Raw genomic sequence first — 17,993 nt, forward strand, 5'->3', positions numbered from 1 at the left:
GTGAATGAGTGGAGACTATTTCCCGTCCAACGAAGGGGTCAAGGGCGATGTCGGCAGGCGAGACAGGCGGCGGAGCGCAGGTCAAGTCCGCGGTGCGGACGGTGGAACTGCTGGAGTACTTCGCCGGGCGCCCCGGCATGCACTCGCTCGCCGCGGTGCAGGAGGCCGTCGGCTATCCCAAGTCCAGTCTCTACATGCTGCTGCGCACCCTGGTCGAGCTGGGCTGGGTGGAGACCGACGCCACCGGCACCCGGTACGGCATCGGGGTACGGGCGCTGCTGGTCGGCACCTCCTACATCGACGGCGACGAGGTGGTCGCGGCGGCCCGGCCGACGCTGGACCGGCTCTCCGACGACACCACCGAGACCATCCACCTGGCCCGGCTGGACGGCACCAACGTGGTCTACCTGGCCACCCGGCAGTCCCAGCACTACCTGCGCCCCTTCACCCGGGTGGGCCGCCGGCTGCCCGCCCACTCCACCTCGCTGGGCAAGGCGCTGCTGAGCACCTACTCCGACGAGCAGGTCCGCAAGCTGCTGCCGCAGACGCTGCCCGCGCTGACCGAGCACACCATCACCGACCGGGAGAAGCTCATCGAGGAGCTGCACCAGGTGCGCGAGCAGGGCTTCGCCGTGGACCGCGAGGAGAACACCCTGGGGCTGCGCTGCTTCGGCGTGGCGATCCCCTACCGCACCCCCGCGCGGGACGCCATCAGTTGCTCGGTGCCGGTGGCGCGGCTGACCCCGGCGCACGAGCAGATGGTCAAGGACGCCCTGTTCGACGCCCGCGACCGGCTGACCCTGGCCACCCGGCGGCTGTGATCATGAACGAATGATGAGAAACCGTCCCGGACCCGGGTGGACGGGAACGATTCACCGGGGTCCGTTCGTCTTGTCGGCGGGATGAACAAGACGATCAGGCGCGCGGCGGTCTTCACGCTGCTCCTGGTGTTCGCTCTGCTGGTCAGGGCGACCTGGGTGCAGTTCTACGAAGGCCAGGCCCTCGCGGACGACAAGGACAACCGGCGCAACGCGATCGAGACGTACGCGGAGCCGCTCGGCGACATCATCGTGGCCGGCGAGTCGGTCACCGGCTCGGCCCGGACCAGCACCGGCGACCTCGCGTACAAGCGCACGTACAAGGACGGCGAGCTGTACGCGCCGGTGACCGGCTATGCCTCGCAGGCGTACGCCCCCACCCAGTTGGAGGGCATCTACCAGGACCTGCTCAACGGCACCGACCCGCGGCTCAAGAGCGTGCTGGACACCGTCACCGGCCGGCGGGCCGACCCGGGCGACGTGGTGACCACGATCGATCCGGCGGTGCAGAAGGCCGGGTTCGAGGCGCTCGGCGACACCAAGGGCGCGGCCGTCGCCCTCGACCCGAAGACCGGCCGGATCCTGGCGGTCGTCTCCACCCCGTCCTACGACCCGTCCTCGCTGACCGACGCCAACACGGCCGGGAAGGCGTGGCGGCGGCTCACCGGGGACGAGGACAAGCCGCTCACCAACCGGGCGCTGCGCCAGCCGCTGCCCCCGGGCTCCACGTTCAAGCTGGTCGTGGCGGCGGCGGCGCTGGAGGACGGGCTGTACGGCTCGGTGGACGAGGCGACCGACAGCCCGGACCCGTACACCCTGCCGGGCACCGTCACCCCGCTGTCCAACGAGAACCCGAACGCCCCCTGCGAGAACGCCACCATCCGCACCGCGCTGCGGTACTCGTGCAACAACGTGTTCGGGAAGATGGCCGTCGACCTGGGCCAGGACAAGGTCCGGGCGATGGCCGAGAAGTTCGGCTTCAACGACCAGACGCAGGACGTGCCGGTACGGGCCTATCCCAGCGTCTACCCGAAGGACATGGACGAGGCGCAGACCGGCCTGTCGGGTATCGGCCAGTTCGACGTGACCGCGACCCCGCTGCAGATGGCCATGGTGTCGGCGGCGATAGCCAATGACGGCGAGCTGGTCTCCCCGCACATGGTGTCGCGGACCACCGACGCCGGCGGCGATGTGCTCCAGGACTACGACAAGGGCGCGCGCACCGAGCGGATCGTCAGCTCCGCCACCGCCGGGCAGTTGCGCTCCGCGATGCGCACGGTGGTCGAGGAGGGCACCGGCACCAACGCCCGGATCGACGGCGTGACCGTGGGCGGCAAGACCGGCACGGCCCAGCACGGCGAGAACAACAGCAAGACGCCGTACGCCTGGTTCACCTCCTACGCCGAGTCCTCCTCCGGGCAGGAGGTGGCCGTGGCGGTCATGGTCGAGCAGTCCGACGCGGCCCGCTCGGAGGTCAGCGGCAACGGCCTGGCGGCACCGGTGGCCAGGGCGATGATGCGGGCCGCGCTGGCCGGTTAGCGCGGCGCTGCCCGGGTGGCGGAAACCCGGTTCGGCGGGCCACACGGTGTTCGACGTGCCGTACGGATCCGGGCGGGGCGCTGCTACAGTGCCGGTCCCGTCCCCGGCGTACGGCTGTTCGACGCCGGGTCCGCCGCCGGGAGGGAGACGCCCGTGAGGACAGTCGCCGACGACGCGGCCGCCGCGGAGTTCCACGCCTTCTTCGAGCGCCACTACGCCGAACTGGCCCGGCTGGCCCACCTGCTGACCGGCGAGCGGGACGGCGCCGACGACCTGGCGGCCGACGCCCTGCTGGCGCTCTGGCACCACTGGGACCGGGTCCGCGCGGCCGAGCACCCGGTGGCGTACGCGCGCGGGGTGGTCGCCAATCTGGCCCGTACCCGGGTGCGCAGCGCGGTACGCGAGCGCCGCCGGATCGCCCTGTTCTGGGCGCAGCGCGAGGAACGGGCGGAGAACCCGGACGTGCCGGGCGTCGTCGACGTGCGCGAGGCGCTGCGGCAACTGCCGTTCCGCAAGCGGGCCTGTGTGGTGCTGCGGCACGCGGCCGACCTCTCCGAGAAGGACACCGCGCTCGCCCTGGGCGTCTCGGTGGGCACGGTGAAGAGCCAGACGTCCAAGGCGATGGCCGAGTTGCAGCGGCTGCTCGGCGGCCGGGGGCCGGCGCGGACGGTGCGCGCGGCGGTGGCCAGGACGGGCGGCCTCGCGGACGCGAGCTACGACTGAGCCGCGAGCCAGGTGAACACCTCGTCCTGCATCCGCGCGGGGAAGGCGTGACCGGTGTCCGGCCACAGCTCCGCGCGGAGCCGGCCGGCGGCGCCGAGGGCACGCCAGACGGCGCGCAGCCTGTCGTAGGCGGTGCGGACGCCCTCGGCGATGAACAGGGGGTCCTGGGCGCCGCCGAGGAACAGCATCGGCTTGGGCGCGGCGAGGCTCGCCACGTCGGGCAGGTCGAGGTGCCGGGCCAGCCCGGGGTGCAGCATGTGGAAGGCGGACTGGCCGCGCAAGGTGTTGCCGCCCGGCACCAGCAGCCCCTTCAGACCGGTCATCCAGCACACGCTCGCCCCGGCGGTGACGGCGTCGCTGAGCGCGGCGGTCTGCCAGGCGCGGAAGCCGCCCATGGAGAACCCGAGGGTGGCGACCCGCCGGGCGTCCACCCGGTCGAGGGAGGCGAGGAACCCGGCGGCGCGTTCGTCCTCGCGGGCCATCAGCCCGGCCAGCGAGCTGCCGAGGTGCAGCAGGGTGCTGGCGACGGCCTGCTGGTGCTCGTAGGTGAGGGGCTCGCGGTCGCCCCAGCCGTAGGCGTCGAAGCAGAGCACCACATGGCCGCGCCGGGCGAGTTCGTCGCCGGGGAAGCGGCCGTCGAAGTGCCGGGCCGCCCACTCCTCTGCGGCGGCCCGCCGGGTGCCGTCGTACCAGGGGCGGACCAGTTTCTCCTTGCCGATGTCGAAGCGGGAGCCGTGGTCGTGCAGGAGCAGCACGGCGGGGAAGGGCCCGGGGCCGTGCGGGGTGAGCAGGGCGCCGCGGACCCGGGCGTAGCGGGTGAGGGAGACGGTGACCAGCTCCCGCCGGTAGCCGTCCCCGTCCGCGCGGGCCGAGAACTCGGGGGCGTACGGCGTGGCGTCCTGCCGGTCGACGAAGAGGTGTTCCTCGACCTTGGCGCGGGCCGCCCGCCGCCACTGCCCGAAGTCCCGGACCGGCGCGGTCCCCCAGGCCAGCGGGAAGGTCAGCTCCGCGGTGAGTGCCGGGTGGAAGCCGGGCAGCTCAGCGGGCATCCGGCCGCCAGTCGCCGAGGTAGGCCCGGCGGGTGTGCGCGGCGGCCTCGGCGCGGGTGAGCTGGGGCCGGTTCTCGGGGACGGTGATCGCGGCGCCGGGCCCGGTGTTGCGGTACTCCCGGAAGCGCTGCTGCTGCCACGGGTAGGCGTCCCGCATGTCGGCGTAGGGCGCGACCGCGTCGATGCCCGCGCCGAGCCTGCTGTCGCGGACGGTGAGCATCGGGCGGGCGGTGAGGTCGGAGCTGGGCACCCAGGGCCGGGCCAGCTTGTAGTAGCCGTCGGGGGCCGCGCCGCTGACCCTGCTCTCCGTCACCAGGTAGCCGCGCGGGTTGGCGCCCGCCGTGGACGGCGCGAACACGAAGCCGTACGGGGCGGCGGCCAGGTCGGTGCGGACCAGGGTGCGGAAGTGGCAGCGCTCGTACACCGCGGTCGCCCGGCCGAAGACGAAGTCGACGTCGCCCTCGACGTAGCAGTGGGCGTAGTACTGGCGGGCGAAGTGGTCCAGGGCGCGGGTGTCGGCGTACAGGGTGTCCTGGTGGCCGAGGAACCGGCAGTGGAAGAACGCGGTGCGGTCGCCCTGGGCCTTGAGGGCGACGGCCTGGGTGCCGGTCCAGTTGGGGTGGTCGGCGCGCAGCCAGTCGTTGGCGAAGGTGATCCAGCGGGCGGTGAAGCCGTCGGCCCCCACGGTGGTGGTGGCCGAGCCGCTGGTGCCGTAGGTGCCCGAGCCGTCCGGCTTGGGGGTGCCGGCGGCGTTGTCGTAGACGATGACGGTGGCCCGGGGGTCCTCGGCGGCGCCGATCCAGGTGGCGTCGGTGCGGGTGGCGTCGACGGTGACCGTCTCGCGGTAGGTGCCGGGGGCGAGGACCAGGGTCCATCCGCTGCCGGTGGCGGCGGTGACGGCGGCCTGGACGGTGGTGAAGTCGCCCCGGCCGCGCGGGTCGACGTAGAGGGTCCTCGGGGTGCGGCGGGCGGCCGGGGAGCCGTACCGGCCGAACGGGCGGGGGCCGGCCGTGGCGGGTGCGGCGGCGAGGGCGAGGGCGGCGCCCGTGCCGGCGCCGGCCAGGAGGAAACCCCGGCGGGTCAGGGGAGGTCGGTGCATGCGGGTGCTCCTTCGGGGCGCGGGTGGGCCGGGGCGGTGCGGTCGCCCCGGCCCGGTTCGGGGGGCGGGTCAGCGCAGCTTGCCGGCGCCCGCGCCGCGGCCGACGAGGGCGGGGACGGCCTTCGCCGGGTCGACCTTGGTGCGCAGGGTCGGCGTCCAGCCCGCGCCGGAGCGCAGGGTCTCGGCGGGGATCTCCGCGTTGTGCACCGCGATCAGGTCCACGGGCCGGCCGTTGACGCGGTTGTGGGCGGCGGTCACCGGCGCGTCGCTCCACTTCTTGAGCACCTTCGCGGGGCTGATCCCGGCGGGCAGGGTGATGGCGTTGTACTCGGCGACCAGCGCGGACTCCTTGCCGATGCCGAAGCTGTAGGAGTAGTCGTCACCGGCCACGAAGTGGTTGTCGTAGACGTCGACCTGGCCGAAGCGGACCCGGGGCGCGCGCTCGACCAGGTCCTTGAACAGGTTGTGGTGGAAGGTGGCGCGCAGGTGCCCGCGGTCGCCGGCGGCCGTGGACTCGCTGTCGCTGTTGCCGATCAGGATCGTCTTGTCGTGCTCGGTGAAGACGTTCCAGGACGCGGTGACGAGGTCGGCGCCGCGCACGATGTCCAACTGCCCGTCGTGCTGCTGGTACAGCATCCCGAAGTAGGTCGGGGCCGCGCTGTCCGGGTGCTCGCCGTCGGTGAAGGTGTTGTGGTCCAGCCACACGTGGGTGGAGCCGTAGACGACGGCGCTGTCGTACTCGGAGTTCCAGTTGCCCTGGGTGCCGTCGGTGGGGTCCCACTGCGGGAAGCAGTCGACGGGGCTCTCCAGGGTCAGATTGCGGACGATGACGTTGTCGACGCCCTTGATCTGGAGGCTGGCGCCCTTGAGGCCGGCGTCGCGGCCGACGCCGATGATGGTGGTGTTGGCGGGCACGTTCGCCTTGATGGCCTGGTCCTGCCGGGCGGCGGAGGCGCGGCGCAGCCCCTCCGGGCTGTCGTCGGGCTCGGCGCTCAGATCGGTGTCCAGTCCCCAGGTCTCGGGCGCGTACGCCGCCAGGTAGGCGCCGAAGTCGTAGCCGGGGACGGCGAACGCCTCGCAGCCCTCGGAGACGGCGTCGATGGTGCCCTTCACCTTGATGATCCGGGGCGCGGTGCCCTGGACGGCCAGCGCCTGCTTGAACTCGGCCCAGGTGCGGACGGTGAACACCCGCCCGGCCTCGGCGGCGGCCCCGCCGGTGGTGCCGGTGCCCTGGGCGGCCCAGCCGTCCGAGGCCGGCAGCGTCTGCCGGGCGGGGTCGCGGTGGTGGCCGTGGGCCTGGGCGGGGACGCCCGCCAGGCTCAGTACGACGGCCGTGCAGCCCGCCAGGACGGTCGCTCTCTTCATGGCATGCCCATGCCATACATGTCTGTTCATGGTGCGGCTCTCCTTCTGCGAGGAATGCGTGGGTTACGCGGGCCAGTCGATCCAGGACGCGGGGATGCCGGCGTCCAGCCGGCGCACGTCCCGGTGGGCCAGGACCCGGGCGCGCAGCAGTTCCCGCGCGACGATCCGGGCGACCTCGATCGCGCCCGGCGGGTTGAAGTGCGTGTTGTCCTGCTCGGTCGCGGTCCAGTTGAAGTACGTCTTGGTCGCCTCCGCGCCGAGCCGCTGCCACAGCGCCAGCGACAGCGCCTGGACGTCCAGCAGCGGCACGCCCTCCGCGGCGGCCAGCGCCCGCATCGCCGCCGGGTACTCCCCGTGGCTCGGCAGCGCGGTCCCGGCGGCGTCGAACCGGCGCCGCTCGACGGGGGTGGCCAGCACCGGCCGCGCACCGCGGTCCCGGGCCCCCTCGACGTACCTCCGCAGGTACTGCTGGTACGTCGACCAGGGCTCGGTGTACCGGGTGGGGTCCTCCTTCTTCTCGTCGTTGTGCCCGAACTGCACGAGCAGCAGGTCCCCCGGCCGGATCTCCCCCAGAATCACCTCCAGTTGCCCCTCGTCGACGAAACTCTTCGAACTCCGCCCGTTCACCGCGTGATTGGCGACGGGAATGTCGTTGCGGAGAAAGAACGGCAGCGCCATTCCCCACCCGGTCTCGGGCGCGGCGTCGGCGTATTTCTGCGCGGCGGTGGAATCACCGGCGATGTAGAGCGTCCGTCCGGGCCGCTTGCCGCCCGCGGCGAAGGGAAGAGGAACGGCGGCGATCGCCGCGCCGGTGAGTTGTCTTCGGCTGAGGGACATACCGTGAACCTTCCAGATGACCTAGGGGCGCGGGGAACTGCGCGGCCGGCCACGGACGGCCCGCGGCCCGAAAACCACAGACCGCCCACGGCGAACCCGAAAAGAACTACCCCTTCTGCTCGTCCCACTCCTTCTGCGCCGCGTTCAGCTCCTCGGCCATCCCGTCCAGGAAATCCTTCGCCGACATCTTCCCCAGCAGCACCTTCTGGAAGTTCGGCTCGTTGTCCGCCTTGGAAACGGTGTTCCAGTCCGGCAGGTAGTACGGCAACTGCACGATCGTCGTGGAACCGTCGGTCAGCGCCTCGGCCGCCAGCTTCGTGGGCTCCGCCTCGGAGATCCACGCGTCCTTCGCCGCGTCGTTGTTGGCCGGCACCTGGCCCGCCGACTCGTTGAACTTCGAGTTCTGCTCGTGCGAGGTGGCGAACTCGATGAACTTCCAGGCGGCTTCCTTGTTCTTGCTGCTCTTGAACAGGCCGAGCCCGTCCACCGGGTTGGAGACCTGCACCCGCTTGCCGGTGGACCCGACCGGCTGCGGAATGCCGCGGAACTTGTCCGTGCCGAACGCCTTCACATGGTCCTGGTACGAGCCGAGGTTGTGGTTGAGCATGCCGATCGTGCCGGAGTCCCACTGGGCGACCATCTTGGTGAAGTCGTTGTTGAGGTCGGCGGCGGGGGTGACCTTCTTGTAGAGGCCGGCGTACTTCTCCAGCGCCTCGACGTTCTTCGGGTCGTTGAGGGTGGTCTTCTTGCCGGAGGAGTCCCAGAACGAGGTGATGCCGGACTGCCCGTACATCGCGTCCAGGGCCTGGGCGATCGACCCGGCGCCGCCGCGGATGGTGTAGCCGAACCGGTTCTTGCCCTTGTCCGTGAGCTTCTCCGCGGCCTCGAAGAACGCGTCCCAGGTGGTCGGTTCCTTGAGGCCGGCCTTGTCGAACAGGTCGGTGCGGTAGTAGAGGACGCCGTTGTTGGCGGAGGTCGGCACCGAGTACAGCGTGCCGTCGTCGCCGCCGGCCGCCTTCAGGGACTCGACCATGTCCTCGTTGAGCTTGCCGTTCAGCGAGGACTTGGCGAGCCGGTCGTCCAGCGGGTCCAGCGCGTTCTGCGCGGCGAACCCGGCGAGCATGGCCGCGCCGACCCCGCCGACGTCCGGCAGGCCGCCGCCCTGGATGGCGGTGTCGACCTTGGACTGGTACTCGGTGGAGGCGATCCCGACGTACTCCACGTCGATGTCCGGGTTGGCCTTCTCGAAGTCGGCGATGATCGTCTTCCAGACGTCGGTGCGGACACCGCCGTTGTTGTCCCAGAAGACGATCTTGCCCTTGCCGCTGCCCTCGGCGCCCTTGTCGCCGCCCGCCCCGCTGCCGTCGTCTCCGCAGGCGGTGGCGGTCAGCGCGAGGACGGCGCCCAGGGCGACGGCGGCCGGCGTCCGGCGCCTGCGGGGGCTGCTGCTGCGATTGCTGCTCTTCATTGGTCGGCTCTCTTCTTCGAGATCGAGCGGATGGGTCGGGCAGGTGCACGTGCCAGGGGCGTGGGGGGAGGTTCAGGGGGCGGTGGTGATCCGGAACCGGGTGAACGCGGCGGTGCCGGCGGGTCCCGGTCCGGCCGGGGCCAGCGCGAACAGGCCGAGCAGCGCGCCGACCCAGCGCCAGGGGGTGGCGGCGAAGACCTGCCCGGAGGGGCGCGGGCCCTCGCCGAGGTCGTAGGAGAACCGGCAGCGGGCCCCGGCGCCCAGGTCGATGCGGAGCCGGACGCGTCCTTGCGGGGCGGGCCGGGCGTGGGCGGCGTCCCGTTCGGCGTCGGCGACCGTCTCGGCGAACCGGTGCACCAGGTGCACCGCGCCGTCCGCGCCCCGCTGGAGCCCGATCCAGCAGTACGCGTCCCCGAGGACCGCCAGCCCGGCCCGCGCGCCGGGTTCCTCGCTGTCCAGGCGGAGGTCGACCTCGACCGCGCCGGGCAGGCCGGGCAGCCGCTGGGTGAGGACGTTCGGCAGCCGGCGCAGGTCGTGCGCGTCGGCCGAGCGGACGCAGGTCAGCCGCAGCCCGTCCCCGGAGTGCTGGGTGGCCCAGCCCTCCCGGGGGTTGGCGGTCCACTGCCACTGGCGGCCGTACCGTCCGCCGGGGAAGTCGTCGTCGGTGGCGGGCGCGGCCGGCACCTGCGGCGGCAGCGCGGGCCGCCGGTAGGAGGCGACCGGAGCGCCGTCGTCGCCGAGGACCGGCCAGCCCGCCGCGTCCCAGCGCATCGGCTGGAGGTGGACGACCCTGCCGTACGCGCCGCGCTGCTGGAAGTGCAGGAACCAGTCCTCCCCGACCGCCGTGCGCACCCATCCGCCCTGGTGGGGGCCGTTGACGTCGGTGTCCTTCTGCTCCAGGACGACCCGTTCCTCGTACGGTCCGAAGAAGTCGCGGGAGCGGAAGGCGCCCTGCCAGCCGGTCTCCACGCCCCCGGCGGGGGCGAGGATCCAGAACCAGCCGTCGTGCCGGTAGAGCTTGGGGCCCTCCAGGGTGAACCAGCCGGGGATGCGGTCGCCGTCGACGATCACCTTGCCCTCGTCCAGGAGGCCGGTGCCGTCGGGGCGCATCCGGTGGCCGGTGAGCCGGTTCTTGACGCCGGAGCGGGACCGGGCCCAGGCGTGCACCAGGTACGCCTCGCCGGTCTCCTCGTCCCACAGCGGGCAGGGGTCGATCAGGCCCCGGCCGGCCTTGACCAGGTGCGGGCGGGTCCAGGGGCCGCGGATCGCGGGGGCGTTGACCTGGTAGACGCCGTGGTCGGGGTCGCCCCAGAAGATCCAGAAGCGGTCGGCGTGGTGGCGCAGGGCCGGGGCCCAGACCCCGCAGTCGTGCCGGGGCACGGCGAACGCGGCGGCCGGTTCCAGGCGGTCCAGGGCGTGGCCGACCAGGGTCCAGTCGACCAGGTTGCGGGAGTGCAGCAGGGGCAGTCCGGGGACCCGGCCGAAGCTGGAGGCGGTCAGGTAGAAGTCGTCGCCGACGCGGATCACGTCCGGGTCGGACCAGTCGGCGTTCAGCACCGGGTTGGTGTAGGTGGTCACGGGCTCACCGCCTTGCGGACCAGGGCGGCGGCGCCCTGCTCGTCGAGGCGGCCGTCGGCGACGACGGTGACGATCCGGCGGACCAGGGTGTCGCCGGGGCCGACGGTGAGCCGTGTGTCGTGGGCGAGGGAGGAGCCGACGCCCGGGTACTCCTCGGTGCGCACGAACCACGGGTCGCGGCGGGTGCGCCCGGTGGCGCCGGCGAAGACCAGCGACCAGGTGGAGCCGACCAGGGCGAGCCAGTCGGCGGCGGTGCCGTGCACCTGCCGCTCGCCCGCGCGGCCGGCGGTGAAGACGTCCGGGGCGGTGGCCTCCTTGCGGGCCCGCCAGAAGAACCCGCCGTAGGCCGCGCCGGGCCGGCCGTTGGTGGCGGGGCTGCCGATGGTCAGGGCGCCCGCGGTGACGTTGGTGAGGGAGAAGGTGAGGTCCAGTGCCCAGGCCCGGTCGGTGAGGTCGGTGGCCGCGACGGTACGGCGCTCCCGGAACAGCTCGGCACGGGCGGCGGTCCAGCGCAGTTCCTCCACGAAGCCGTCGGGGTCGCGGAGCGGGAAGGCGGTGTGCCGCTGGGTGCCGTGGTTGTCCAGCTCGGTCGGGCCCTGGTCGCGGACGTAGGTGCGCCCGCCCCAGAAGTTGTGCCCCTCGACGTCGGGGACGGCGACACCGACGCCGAGGTGGTGCGGGTGGTCGGCGGGGGCGGACTCGGTGACCGCGGTGCCGGCCAGGGTGGTGACGGGGTGCAGGTACGGGCGCGGGGAGAGCCGGGCGGGCAGCTCGGGCCGGACCACGTACCGGGCCACGGGGCGGCCCGCGACGCGCAGGACCGGGGAGTCGGTGCCGGTCATCGGGTGCTCACCTCTTTCTGCGGGTGCCGCACGGGCGGTGCCCAGGGGGCGCCCAGCTCGGTGTAGAGGGCGAGGGTGTCGGCGGCGCCCGCGACCAGGGCGTCGACGCCGGGGACCACCCGGCGGCGCTCGGCGTCGGTCCGGTGCCAGGCGGAGGCGGGCAGCGGCTCGGGGTCGGGGGCGCACCGGACGGCCTCGACCACCCGCATGAAGGCGCCGGTCGCCTCCGGCGGCACCAGCAGGGCGGCGCCGGTGGTGAGGTGGTCGACGAGGTTCTCCAGCAGGTCGGTGCGGCCGTACTCGTACTCCTCGGGGCCGTGGCCGGCCCGCTGGAGCAGGACGCGGTCCTGCTTGTACCAGAAGGTGATCCGGCCCTGGCTGCCGTGCACCAGGACGTACGGCTCCCCGGCGCGTTCGGCGCACAGGGTCGCGGCGACGGTGACCCGGGGGCCGGCCGCGGGGGTGATCCGGACGCAGGAGGTGTCGTCGGCCTCGATGTCGTTGGCGCGGTTCAGCTCGGTCTCGATCAGGTCCACGTCCCCGGCGCGGGTGCTGCCGCCGAGCGCGAGGGCGGTGGCGACGGCGTGCGCGAGGGGGTTGGTCAGCGCCCCGTCGACCACGTCGGCGCCGTCCATCCGGCGCCGCCCGGCCCAGGGCGCCCGCCGGAAGTACGCCTCGTCGCGGACCCAGGCGCCGGCCCCGCCGATCCCGGTGACCTCGCCGATGGCGCCCTGGGCGATCAGGTCCCGGATGGCGGGCACCGCGCCCGAGCCCAGCGACTGGAACCCGATCTGGCAGGCCACGCCGGCCTCGGCGACCCCGTCGGCCATCCGCCGGTACTCGGCGTAGGACGGTGCCGGGGGCTTCTCCAGCAGCAGGTGGACGCCCCGGCGGGCGGCGGTCAGCGCCAGGTCGGTGTGGGTCGGGATCGGCGTGCAGATCACCGCGATCCGGGCGCCGGTGGTGTCCAGCAGGGCGCCGAGGTCGGCGGACTGCTCGGGCAGGTCGCCGCCGTACTCCTCCTCGGTGAGCGGGGTCAGTTCGCAGACGCCGGCCAGGCGGACCAGGCCCGCCCGCTGCAGGCGGCGCAGGTTGGCGACGTGCCAGCGGCCGTGGCCGCGGGCGCCGGCGAGGACGACGGGTAGCGGGTTCACCCCTTCACCGCCCCCGCGCTGAAGCCGGTGATCAGCCACTTCTGGATGAAGGCGAAGACGATCACGACGGGGACGGCCGCGATGATGCCGCCCGCGGCGAGCGCGCCGAGGTCGACGCTGTCCGCGCTCATCAGGGTGTTCAGACCGACCGGGATGGTCTGCTTGCTCTGGTTGTTGAGGAACATCAGGGCGAACAGGAAGTGGTTCCAGGAGTGCACGAAGGCGAAGGAGCCGACCGCGATCAGACCGGGGCGCAGCAGCGGCAGGACGACGATGCGGAAGGCCCGCAGCCGGCCGCAGCCGTCCACCCAGGCGGCCTCCTCCAGGGAGTACGGCACGTTCTTGATGAAGTTGCTGATCAGGATCATCGACAGCGGCAACTGGAAGACCGTCTCGGCGATGATGACGCTGCCCAGGGAGTTGAGCATCCGCAGCTCGGCGAAGATCTCGAAGAGCGGGACCAGGAGCAGCGCGCCGGGCACGAACTGGGAGCAGAGCAGCGCCAGCATGAACACCCGTTTGACCTTGAAGTCGAACCGGGCGAGGGCGTAGCCGCCGGCCAGGGCGACGGCCGTGGTCATCACCAGGGTGGCGAGGCCGACCAGGACGCTGTTGCCGAAGTAGGTGCCGAAGCTGCGCTCGGTCCAGACCTTCTCGAAGTGCTCGAAGGTCATCGGCCAGGGCACCAGCGAGGTGGAGCCGGCCGGGCGCAGCGAGAACAGCAGGATCCAGTAGAACGGGACGAGGGTGAAGACCAGGTAGACGCCGAGCGGCAGATAGACCTGCCAGCGCGGGACCTCGTCCCAGGCGGGGCGCTTCTTCGCGAGGCGCGGCGGGGCGGGGGCGGCCGGGGCGGGGGCGGGGGCGGCCACCGTGGCTTCCTTGGTGATCACTTGTTGTCGCCTCCGAACTTGCTCAGCCGCAGATAGACGATCGAGCAGAAGAGCAGGATCACGAACGCGACGGTGGTCAGCGCCGACGCGTAGCCGAAGTCGTGGGACTCGACGGAGGTGTTGGCGATGTAGAGCGGGAGGGTGGTGGTCTCGCCCGCGGGCCCGCCGCCGGTCAGGGTGTAGAGCAGGTCGACGTTGTTGAACTCCCACACCGCGCGCAGCAGGGTGGAGAGGATGATCGCGTCCTTCAGGTGCGGCAGCGTGATGTGCCAGAACTGCTTGAGCCGGCCGGCCCCGTCGACCTCGGCGGCCTCGTAGAGGTCCTTGGAGACGGACTGGAGGTCGGCGAGGATGAGGATCGCGAAGAAGGGCACGCCCCGCCAGAGGTCGGCGACGATCGCCGCCGGGAAGACGGTGGAGGTGTCCGACAGCCAACTGGTGCCGTAGGAGCCGATGCCCAGGTCGGCAAGGTAACGGGTGATGCCGGTCTGGGAGTTGTAGAGCAGCACCCAGATCGCGGAGGTCAGGACGCCGGAGACGGCCCAGGGCGAGAAGACCAGGGCGCGGCCCAGGCCCCGGCCCACGAAGGTCTGGTTGACGATCAGCGCCAGCGCGAGCCCGAACAGCAGTTGCAGTCCGACCTCGACGAAGACCCACTTGGCGCTGAAGACGAGGGTGTCCCAGAAGACCGGGTCGTCGGTGAAGATCTTGGTGAAGTTCCCGAAGCCCGCGTAGCCGTTCCGCCACGGCTTGGTGGGGTTGTAGTCCTGGAGGCTGTAGTAGAAGACGCTGATGACCGGGTAGGCGATGAAGCCCAGCATCAGCAGACCCGCCGGGGCGATCAGCAGGTACGGGAGCCTGCGCGGCGTGGCGGAGGCACGGCGCCGCCTCGGTGGCGCGGGCGGTTTCGCCACGGCTGCGGCTTGGGCCATGACTGTTCTCCGTTCTCGGTACGTCGTGCGCGGGTCGCGCAGGAAGCGCTTTCTGCGGGTGCAGGGGTGTGCGGTGGTGCCGTGCGATCGGGGGGGCGGGGTCAGCCGGCGTACGGGTCCTGCACGGTGCCCGGGCGGGCGAGGAACTCGAAGTCGCAGCCGGTGTCGGCCTGGGTGATCTGTTCGTTGTAGAGGGCGCCGTAGCCGCGTTCGTACCGGGCCGGGGGCGGGGTCCACTCCGCGCGGCGGCGCTCCAGCTCGGCGTCGTCCACGTCGAGGCGCAAGGTGCGGGCCTCGACGTCGAGGGTGATCAGATCGCCGGTGCGGACCAGGGCGAGGGGGCCGCCGACGTAGGACTCGGGGGCGACGTGCAGCACGCAGGCACCGTAACTGGTGCCGCTCATCCGGGCGTCGGAGATGCGGACCATGTCGCGGACGCCCTGCTTGAGCAGGTGGTCGGGGATGGGCAGCATCCCGTACTCGGGCATTCCGGGGCCGCCCTTGGGACCGGCGTTGCGCAGCACGAGCACGCTGTCGGCGGTGATGTTCAGCGCCGGGTCGTTGATGGTGCGCTGCATGGTCTTGTAGTCGTCGAAGACGACGGCGGGGCCGGTGTGCCGCAGCAGGTGCGGTTCGGCGGCGATGTGCTTGATGACGGCGCCGTCCGGGCAGAGGTTGCCGCGCAGGACGGCGACCCCGCCCTCGGCCGCGACCGGGTTGTCGCGGGGCCGGATCACGTCGTCGTCGTGGACCAGGGCGCCCTGGAGCTGTTCGCGCAGGGTGTCGTGGGAGACCGTGGGCCGGTCCAGGTGGAGCAGGTCGGTGATGCGGGAGAGGAACCCGGGCAGTCCGCCGGCGAAGTGGAAGTCCTCCATGAGGTACGTCCGGCCACCGGGGCGGACGTTGGCCAGGACCGGGACCGTGCGGGCGATCCGGTCGAAGTCGTCCAGGGTGAGCTTGACGCCCGCCCGGCCGGCCATGGCGATCAGGTGGATCACGGCGTTGGTGGAGCCGCCGAGGCCCAGGACCGTGGTGACGGCGTCCTCGAAGGCGTCCTCGGTGAGGATGTCGCTCAGCTTGCGGTCCTGGCGGACCAGTTCGACGACGCGCAGTCCGGCCCTGGCGGCCATCCGGTCGTGCCCGGAGTCGACGGCCGGGATGCTGGAGGCGCCGGGCACGGTGACGCCGAGGGCCTCGGCGGCGGCGGTCAGCGTGGAGGCGGTGCCCATCGTCATGCAGTGGCCGGGCGAGCGGGCCAGGCCGCTCTCCAGTTCCTGCATCTCGCAGTCGCCGATCAGCCCGGCCCGCTTGTCGTCCCAGTACTTCCACATGTCGGTGCCGGAGCCGAGGGTCTCGCCCCGCCAGTGCCCAGGCAGCATCGGCCCGGCGGGCACGAACACGGCCGGCAGGTCGACGCTGGCGGCGCCCATCAGCAGGGCGGGCGTGGACTTGTCGCAGCCGCCCATCAGCACCGCCCCGTCCACCGGGTACGAGCGCAGCAGCTCCTCCGTCTCCATGGCGAGGAGGTTGCGGTAGAGCATCGGGGTGGGCTTCTGGAAGGTCTCGCTGAGGGTGGAGACCGGGAACTCCAGCGGGAAGCCGCCCGCCTGCCACACGCCCCGCTTCACGGCCTGGGCGCGGTCGCGCAGGTGGACGTGGCAGGGGTTGATGTCGGACCAGGTGTTGAGGATCGCGATGACCGGCTTGCCGAGGTGCTCCTCGGGCAGGTAGCCGAGCTGGCGGGTGCGGGCGCGGTGGCTGAAGGAGCGCAGTCCGTCCGTGCCGTACCACTGGTGGCTGCGGAGTTGCTCGGGTGTCTTCATATCGACCATCCGGCGGCGATGGCGGCGACCTCGGCGCGCTCGCTCTCGGGCAGCGGGCAACTGGGCGGGCGGACCTCCCGGCGGCACAGGCCGAGCGAGGCGAGGGCCTCCTTGACGACGGTGACGTTGTTGGCGGAGCCGTTGGCGGCGCGCAGCTCCTCGAAGCGGCGGATCTGCTCCCAGACCTTCATGGCGGCCGGGTAGTCGCCGGCCCGCAGCGCCTCGATCATGTTCAGCGAGACCGCGGGGGCGACGTTGACCAGGCCCGAGGTGAAGCCGGTGGCGCCGGCCGAGAAGTACGAGGGGGCGTACGGCTCGGCGAGGCCGGCGATCCACACGAAGCGGTCCAGGCCGGCGTCGCGGGCGAAGGCGGCGAACTTCGCCGCGTCCGGCACGGCGTACTTCACGCCGATGACGTTGGGGCAGGCGTCGGCGAGTTCGGCGAGGCGGGCGCCGGTGAGCTGGGCGTTGCGGATGTAGGGCACCACGCCCAGCTCGGGCACGGCCTCGGCGACGGCCCGGTGGTAGTCGACCCAGCCGGCCTGGGAGACGTAGGGGTGGACGGGCTGGTGGACCATCACCATGGTGGCGCCGAGGTCCCGGGCGTGCCGGGCGGAGGCCACCGCGGTGGGCACGTCGTGGCCGACGCCGACCAGGATCGCGGCGCGGTCGTCGGCCTCCTCGACGGTCAGCTCGGTGACCAGGCGGCGCTCGGCGGGGGTGAGGGCGTAGAACTCGCCGGTGTTGCCGTTGGGGGTGAGGGTGGTGATGCCGGCGTCGAGCAGCCGGCGCAGCAGGGCCCGGTGGGTGGCGGGGTCGACGGTGCCGTCCTCGGCGAACGGGGTCACCGGGATGGCCACGACGTCGGCCAGGGCCGCGCGCTGGGTCTCGAACGTCCTTGTCATGCCTGACCGTCCTCTTCGTGGGCCGCGGAGTGGGGGAAGGCCCGGTCGACGAACGACGCGATGTGCGCGTGCAGGGCGCGCGCGGCGCCGTCCGCGTCGCCGGCCAGGGCCAGGCGGAGGATCTCCTGGTGCTCGCCGGCCTCCCGCTCCCAGGAGGGGTCGGCGGCCCAGGCGACGGCGGAGACGAGGGCCGCCTGGTCGCGGACCTCGTCGAGCATCCGGCCGAGCAGCGGGTTGCCGCACGGCAGGTACAGGGCGCGGTGGAACTCGCGGTTGGCCAGGGACCGTTCGGCGGTGTCCGTGGCCCGGTCGGCACGGGCCAGCGCGTCCCGGGCGGCGTCCAGGGAGGCCCCGCGGCGCACGGCGCGCTTGAGCGCCTCGGGCTCCAGGAGCAGCCGCACGTCGTAGACCTCGCGCGCCATGTCCGCGTCCACCATGCGCACCGTGACGCCCTTGTACTGGCTCATCACGACCAGTCCGGTGCCGGCCAGCGTCTTCAGCGCCTCGCGGACCGGGGTCTTGGAGACCCCGAACTGCGCGGCGAGCTCGGTCTCCACCAGCGCCTGACCCGGAGTCAGCTTCCCGGTGAGGATGCGGCGTTTGATCTCCTCCAGCACGTACTGCGTGCGGGAGGGGATCGGCGTGGGCACAGAGGTCATGCGCGCCTCTCGGATGTCGCGTCGACTCGCGTATCGGATCTCACGTATGTGATCTCGCGTATCGCGTCTCATATATGACGTACGAAGTACGACGCGTTGAAGGTAGAAGCGCCCCTGTGTTTCGTCAATGCTTCCGACAAAGAAAGCGCCCCGAAGGGGCGCGGGGCGGTATCCATGTGCGGCTCCGCCGCGTGAGCGCGACAAGCCACGACGGGCCCGCACCCGACACCCCACGCCCACCCCCACCCACCCAGGGGCGCGGGGAACTGCGCGACAAGCCACGACGGGCCCGCGGTCGACGAACAACCC

General features: G+C 72.4%; 16 protein-coding genes. 3 read left to right on the forward strand and 13 right to left on the reverse strand.

Annotation, left to right across the window (positions count from 1 at the left end; all coding sequences use genetic code 11):
• The first annotated feature begins 47 nt into the window (after positions 1-47).
• From IE316_RS32010 to IE316_RS32020, 3 genes are all read left to right on the forward strand, one after another.
• Positions 48-821 (forward strand): IclR family transcriptional regulator, encoded by a 774-nt coding sequence (locus IE316_RS32010; RefSeq protein ID WP_190208044.1) that lies wholly within the window; start codon positions 48-50, stop codon positions 819-821.
• Between the two features lie 81 nt (positions 822-902).
• Entirely contained in the window at positions 903-2,357 is a 1,455-nt protein-coding gene (locus tag IE316_RS32015) for a peptidoglycan D,D-transpeptidase FtsI family protein (protein WP_190208045.1), read from the forward strand.
• 153 nt (positions 2,358-2,510) lie between these two features.
• Complete coding sequence (locus tag IE316_RS32020) at positions 2,511-3,080, forward strand: SigE family RNA polymerase sigma factor (protein ID WP_190208046.1); 570 nt, start codon at positions 2,511-2,513, stop codon at positions 3,078-3,080.
• Here IE316_RS32020 and IE316_RS32025 read toward each other — a convergent pair.
• From IE316_RS32025 to IE316_RS32085, 13 genes are all read right to left on the reverse strand, one after another.
• Positions 3,071-4,129 carry a dienelactone hydrolase family protein gene (locus tag IE316_RS32025; protein WP_190208047.1) on the reverse strand — a complete coding sequence of 353 codons (1,059 nt, stop codon included), beginning with the start codon at positions 4,127-4,129 and terminating at the stop codon, positions 3,071-3,073. The genes IE316_RS32020 and IE316_RS32025 overlap by 10 nt on opposite strands.
• Positions 4,119-5,228 (reverse strand): pectinesterase family protein, encoded by a 1,110-nt coding sequence (locus IE316_RS32030; RefSeq protein WP_190208048.1) that lies wholly within the window; start codon positions 5,226-5,228, stop codon positions 4,119-4,121. Before IE316_RS32030 ends, IE316_RS32025 begins: the two co-directional genes overlap by 11 nt.
• A 69-nt stretch (positions 5,229-5,297) precedes the next feature.
• Positions 5,298-6,623 (reverse strand): pectate lyase family protein, encoded by a 1,326-nt coding sequence (locus tag IE316_RS32035; RefSeq protein WP_190208049.1) that lies wholly within the window; start codon positions 6,621-6,623, stop codon positions 5,298-5,300.
• Positions 6,624-6,656: 33 nt separating this feature from the next.
• Positions 6,657-7,430, reverse strand: coding sequence for a rhamnogalacturonan acetylesterase (locus IE316_RS32040; RefSeq protein WP_190208050.1), 774 nt, complete (start codon positions 7,428-7,430; stop codon positions 6,657-6,659).
• 106 nt (positions 7,431-7,536) lie between these two features.
• Positions 7,537-8,898, reverse strand: a complete 1,362-nt coding sequence (locus IE316_RS32045; RefSeq protein ID WP_190208051.1) for an ABC transporter substrate-binding protein — start codon at positions 8,896-8,898, stop codon at positions 7,537-7,539.
• A 72-nt stretch (positions 8,899-8,970) separates the two neighbouring features.
• The gene (locus IE316_RS32050) at positions 8,971-10,476 is read right to left on the reverse strand and encodes a glycoside hydrolase family 43 protein (RefSeq protein ID WP_190208052.1); all 1,506 of its coding nucleotides are present in this window, start codon (positions 10,474-10,476) and stop codon (positions 8,971-8,973) included.
• Positions 10,473-11,318, reverse strand: a complete 846-nt coding sequence (locus tag IE316_RS32055) for a DUF6807 domain-containing protein (protein ID WP_190208053.1) — start codon at positions 11,316-11,318, stop codon at positions 10,473-10,475. Before IE316_RS32055 ends, IE316_RS32050 begins: the two co-directional genes overlap by 4 nt.
• Positions 11,315-12,472, reverse strand: coding sequence for a Gfo/Idh/MocA family protein (locus tag IE316_RS32060; RefSeq protein WP_190208054.1), 1,158 nt, complete (start codon positions 12,470-12,472; stop codon positions 11,315-11,317). Before IE316_RS32060 ends, IE316_RS32055 begins: the two co-directional genes overlap by 4 nt.
• Complete coding sequence (locus IE316_RS32065; protein ID WP_190208055.1) at positions 12,469-13,365, reverse strand: carbohydrate ABC transporter permease; 897 nt, start codon at positions 13,363-13,365, stop codon at positions 12,469-12,471. Before IE316_RS32065 ends, IE316_RS32060 begins: the two co-directional genes overlap by 4 nt.
• Entirely contained in the window at positions 13,362-14,297 is a 936-nt protein-coding gene (locus tag IE316_RS32070) for a carbohydrate ABC transporter permease (RefSeq protein ID WP_190208056.1), read from the reverse strand. The genes IE316_RS32065 and IE316_RS32070 overlap by 4 nt, the downstream gene beginning before the upstream one ends.
• Before the next feature lie 101 nt (positions 14,298-14,398).
• Positions 14,399-16,129 (reverse strand): L-arabinonate dehydratase, encoded by a 1,731-nt coding sequence (gene araD / locus IE316_RS32075; RefSeq protein ID WP_190208057.1) that lies wholly within the window; start codon positions 16,127-16,129, stop codon positions 14,399-14,401.
• A complete protein-coding gene (locus IE316_RS32080; RefSeq protein ID WP_190208058.1) occupies positions 16,117-17,025 on the reverse strand; it encodes a dihydrodipicolinate synthase family protein in 909 nt (302 codons plus the stop codon). The genes araD and IE316_RS32080 overlap by 13 nt, the downstream gene beginning before the upstream one ends.
• Positions 17,022-17,684, reverse strand: a complete 663-nt coding sequence (locus IE316_RS32085) for a GntR family transcriptional regulator (RefSeq protein ID WP_190208059.1) — start codon at positions 17,682-17,684, stop codon at positions 17,022-17,024. Before IE316_RS32085 ends, IE316_RS32080 begins: the two co-directional genes overlap by 4 nt.
• Positions 17,685-17,993: the final 309 nt, after the last annotated feature.

Origin of the sequence: Streptomyces fumanus (genome assembly GCF_014655295.1) — a bacterium.
GTDB lineage: Bacteria > Actinomycetota > Actinomycetes > Streptomycetales > Streptomycetaceae > Streptomyces > Streptomyces fumanus.

Coding starts and splice junctions, on each gene's coding strand:
- IE316_RS32035 (WP_190208049.1), bottom strand. CDS start 6,623: ATGAACAGACATGTATGGCATGGGCATGCCATGAAGAGAGCGACCGTC.
- IE316_RS32085 (WP_190208059.1), bottom strand. CDS start 17,684: ATGACCTCTGTGCCCACGCCGATCCCCTCCCGCACGCAGTACGTGCTG.
- IE316_RS32015 (WP_190208045.1), top strand. CDS start 903: ATGAACAAGACGATCAGGCGCGCGGCGGTCTTCACGCTGCTCCTGGTG.
- IE316_RS32045 (WP_190208051.1), bottom strand. CDS start 8,898: ATGAAGAGCAGCAATCGCAGCAGCAGCCCCCGCAGGCGCCGGACGCCG.
- IE316_RS32010 (WP_190208044.1), top strand. CDS start 48: ATGTCGGCAGGCGAGACAGGCGGCGGAGCGCAGGTCAAGTCCGCGGTG.
- IE316_RS32070 (WP_190208056.1), bottom strand. CDS start 14,297: ATGGCCCAAGCCGCAGCCGTGGCGAAACCGCCCGCGCCACCGAGGCGG.
- IE316_RS32080 (WP_190208058.1), bottom strand. CDS start 17,025: ATGACAAGGACGTTCGAGACCCAGCGCGCGGCCCTGGCCGACGTCGTG.
- IE316_RS32025 (WP_190208047.1), bottom strand. CDS start 4,129: ATGCCCGCTGAGCTGCCCGGCTTCCACCCGGCACTCACCGCGGAGCTG.
- IE316_RS32055 (WP_190208053.1), bottom strand. CDS start 11,318: ATGACCGGCACCGACTCCCCGGTCCTGCGCGTCGCGGGCCGCCCCGTG.
- IE316_RS32040 (WP_190208050.1), bottom strand. CDS start 7,430: ATGTCCCTCAGCCGAAGACAACTCACCGGCGCGGCGATCGCCGCCGTT.
- araD (WP_190208057.1), bottom strand. CDS start 16,129: ATGGTCGATATGAAGACACCCGAGCAACTCCGCAGCCACCAGTGGTAC.
- IE316_RS32030 (WP_190208048.1), bottom strand. CDS start 5,228: ATGCACCGACCTCCCCTGACCCGCCGGGGTTTCCTCCTGGCCGGCGCC.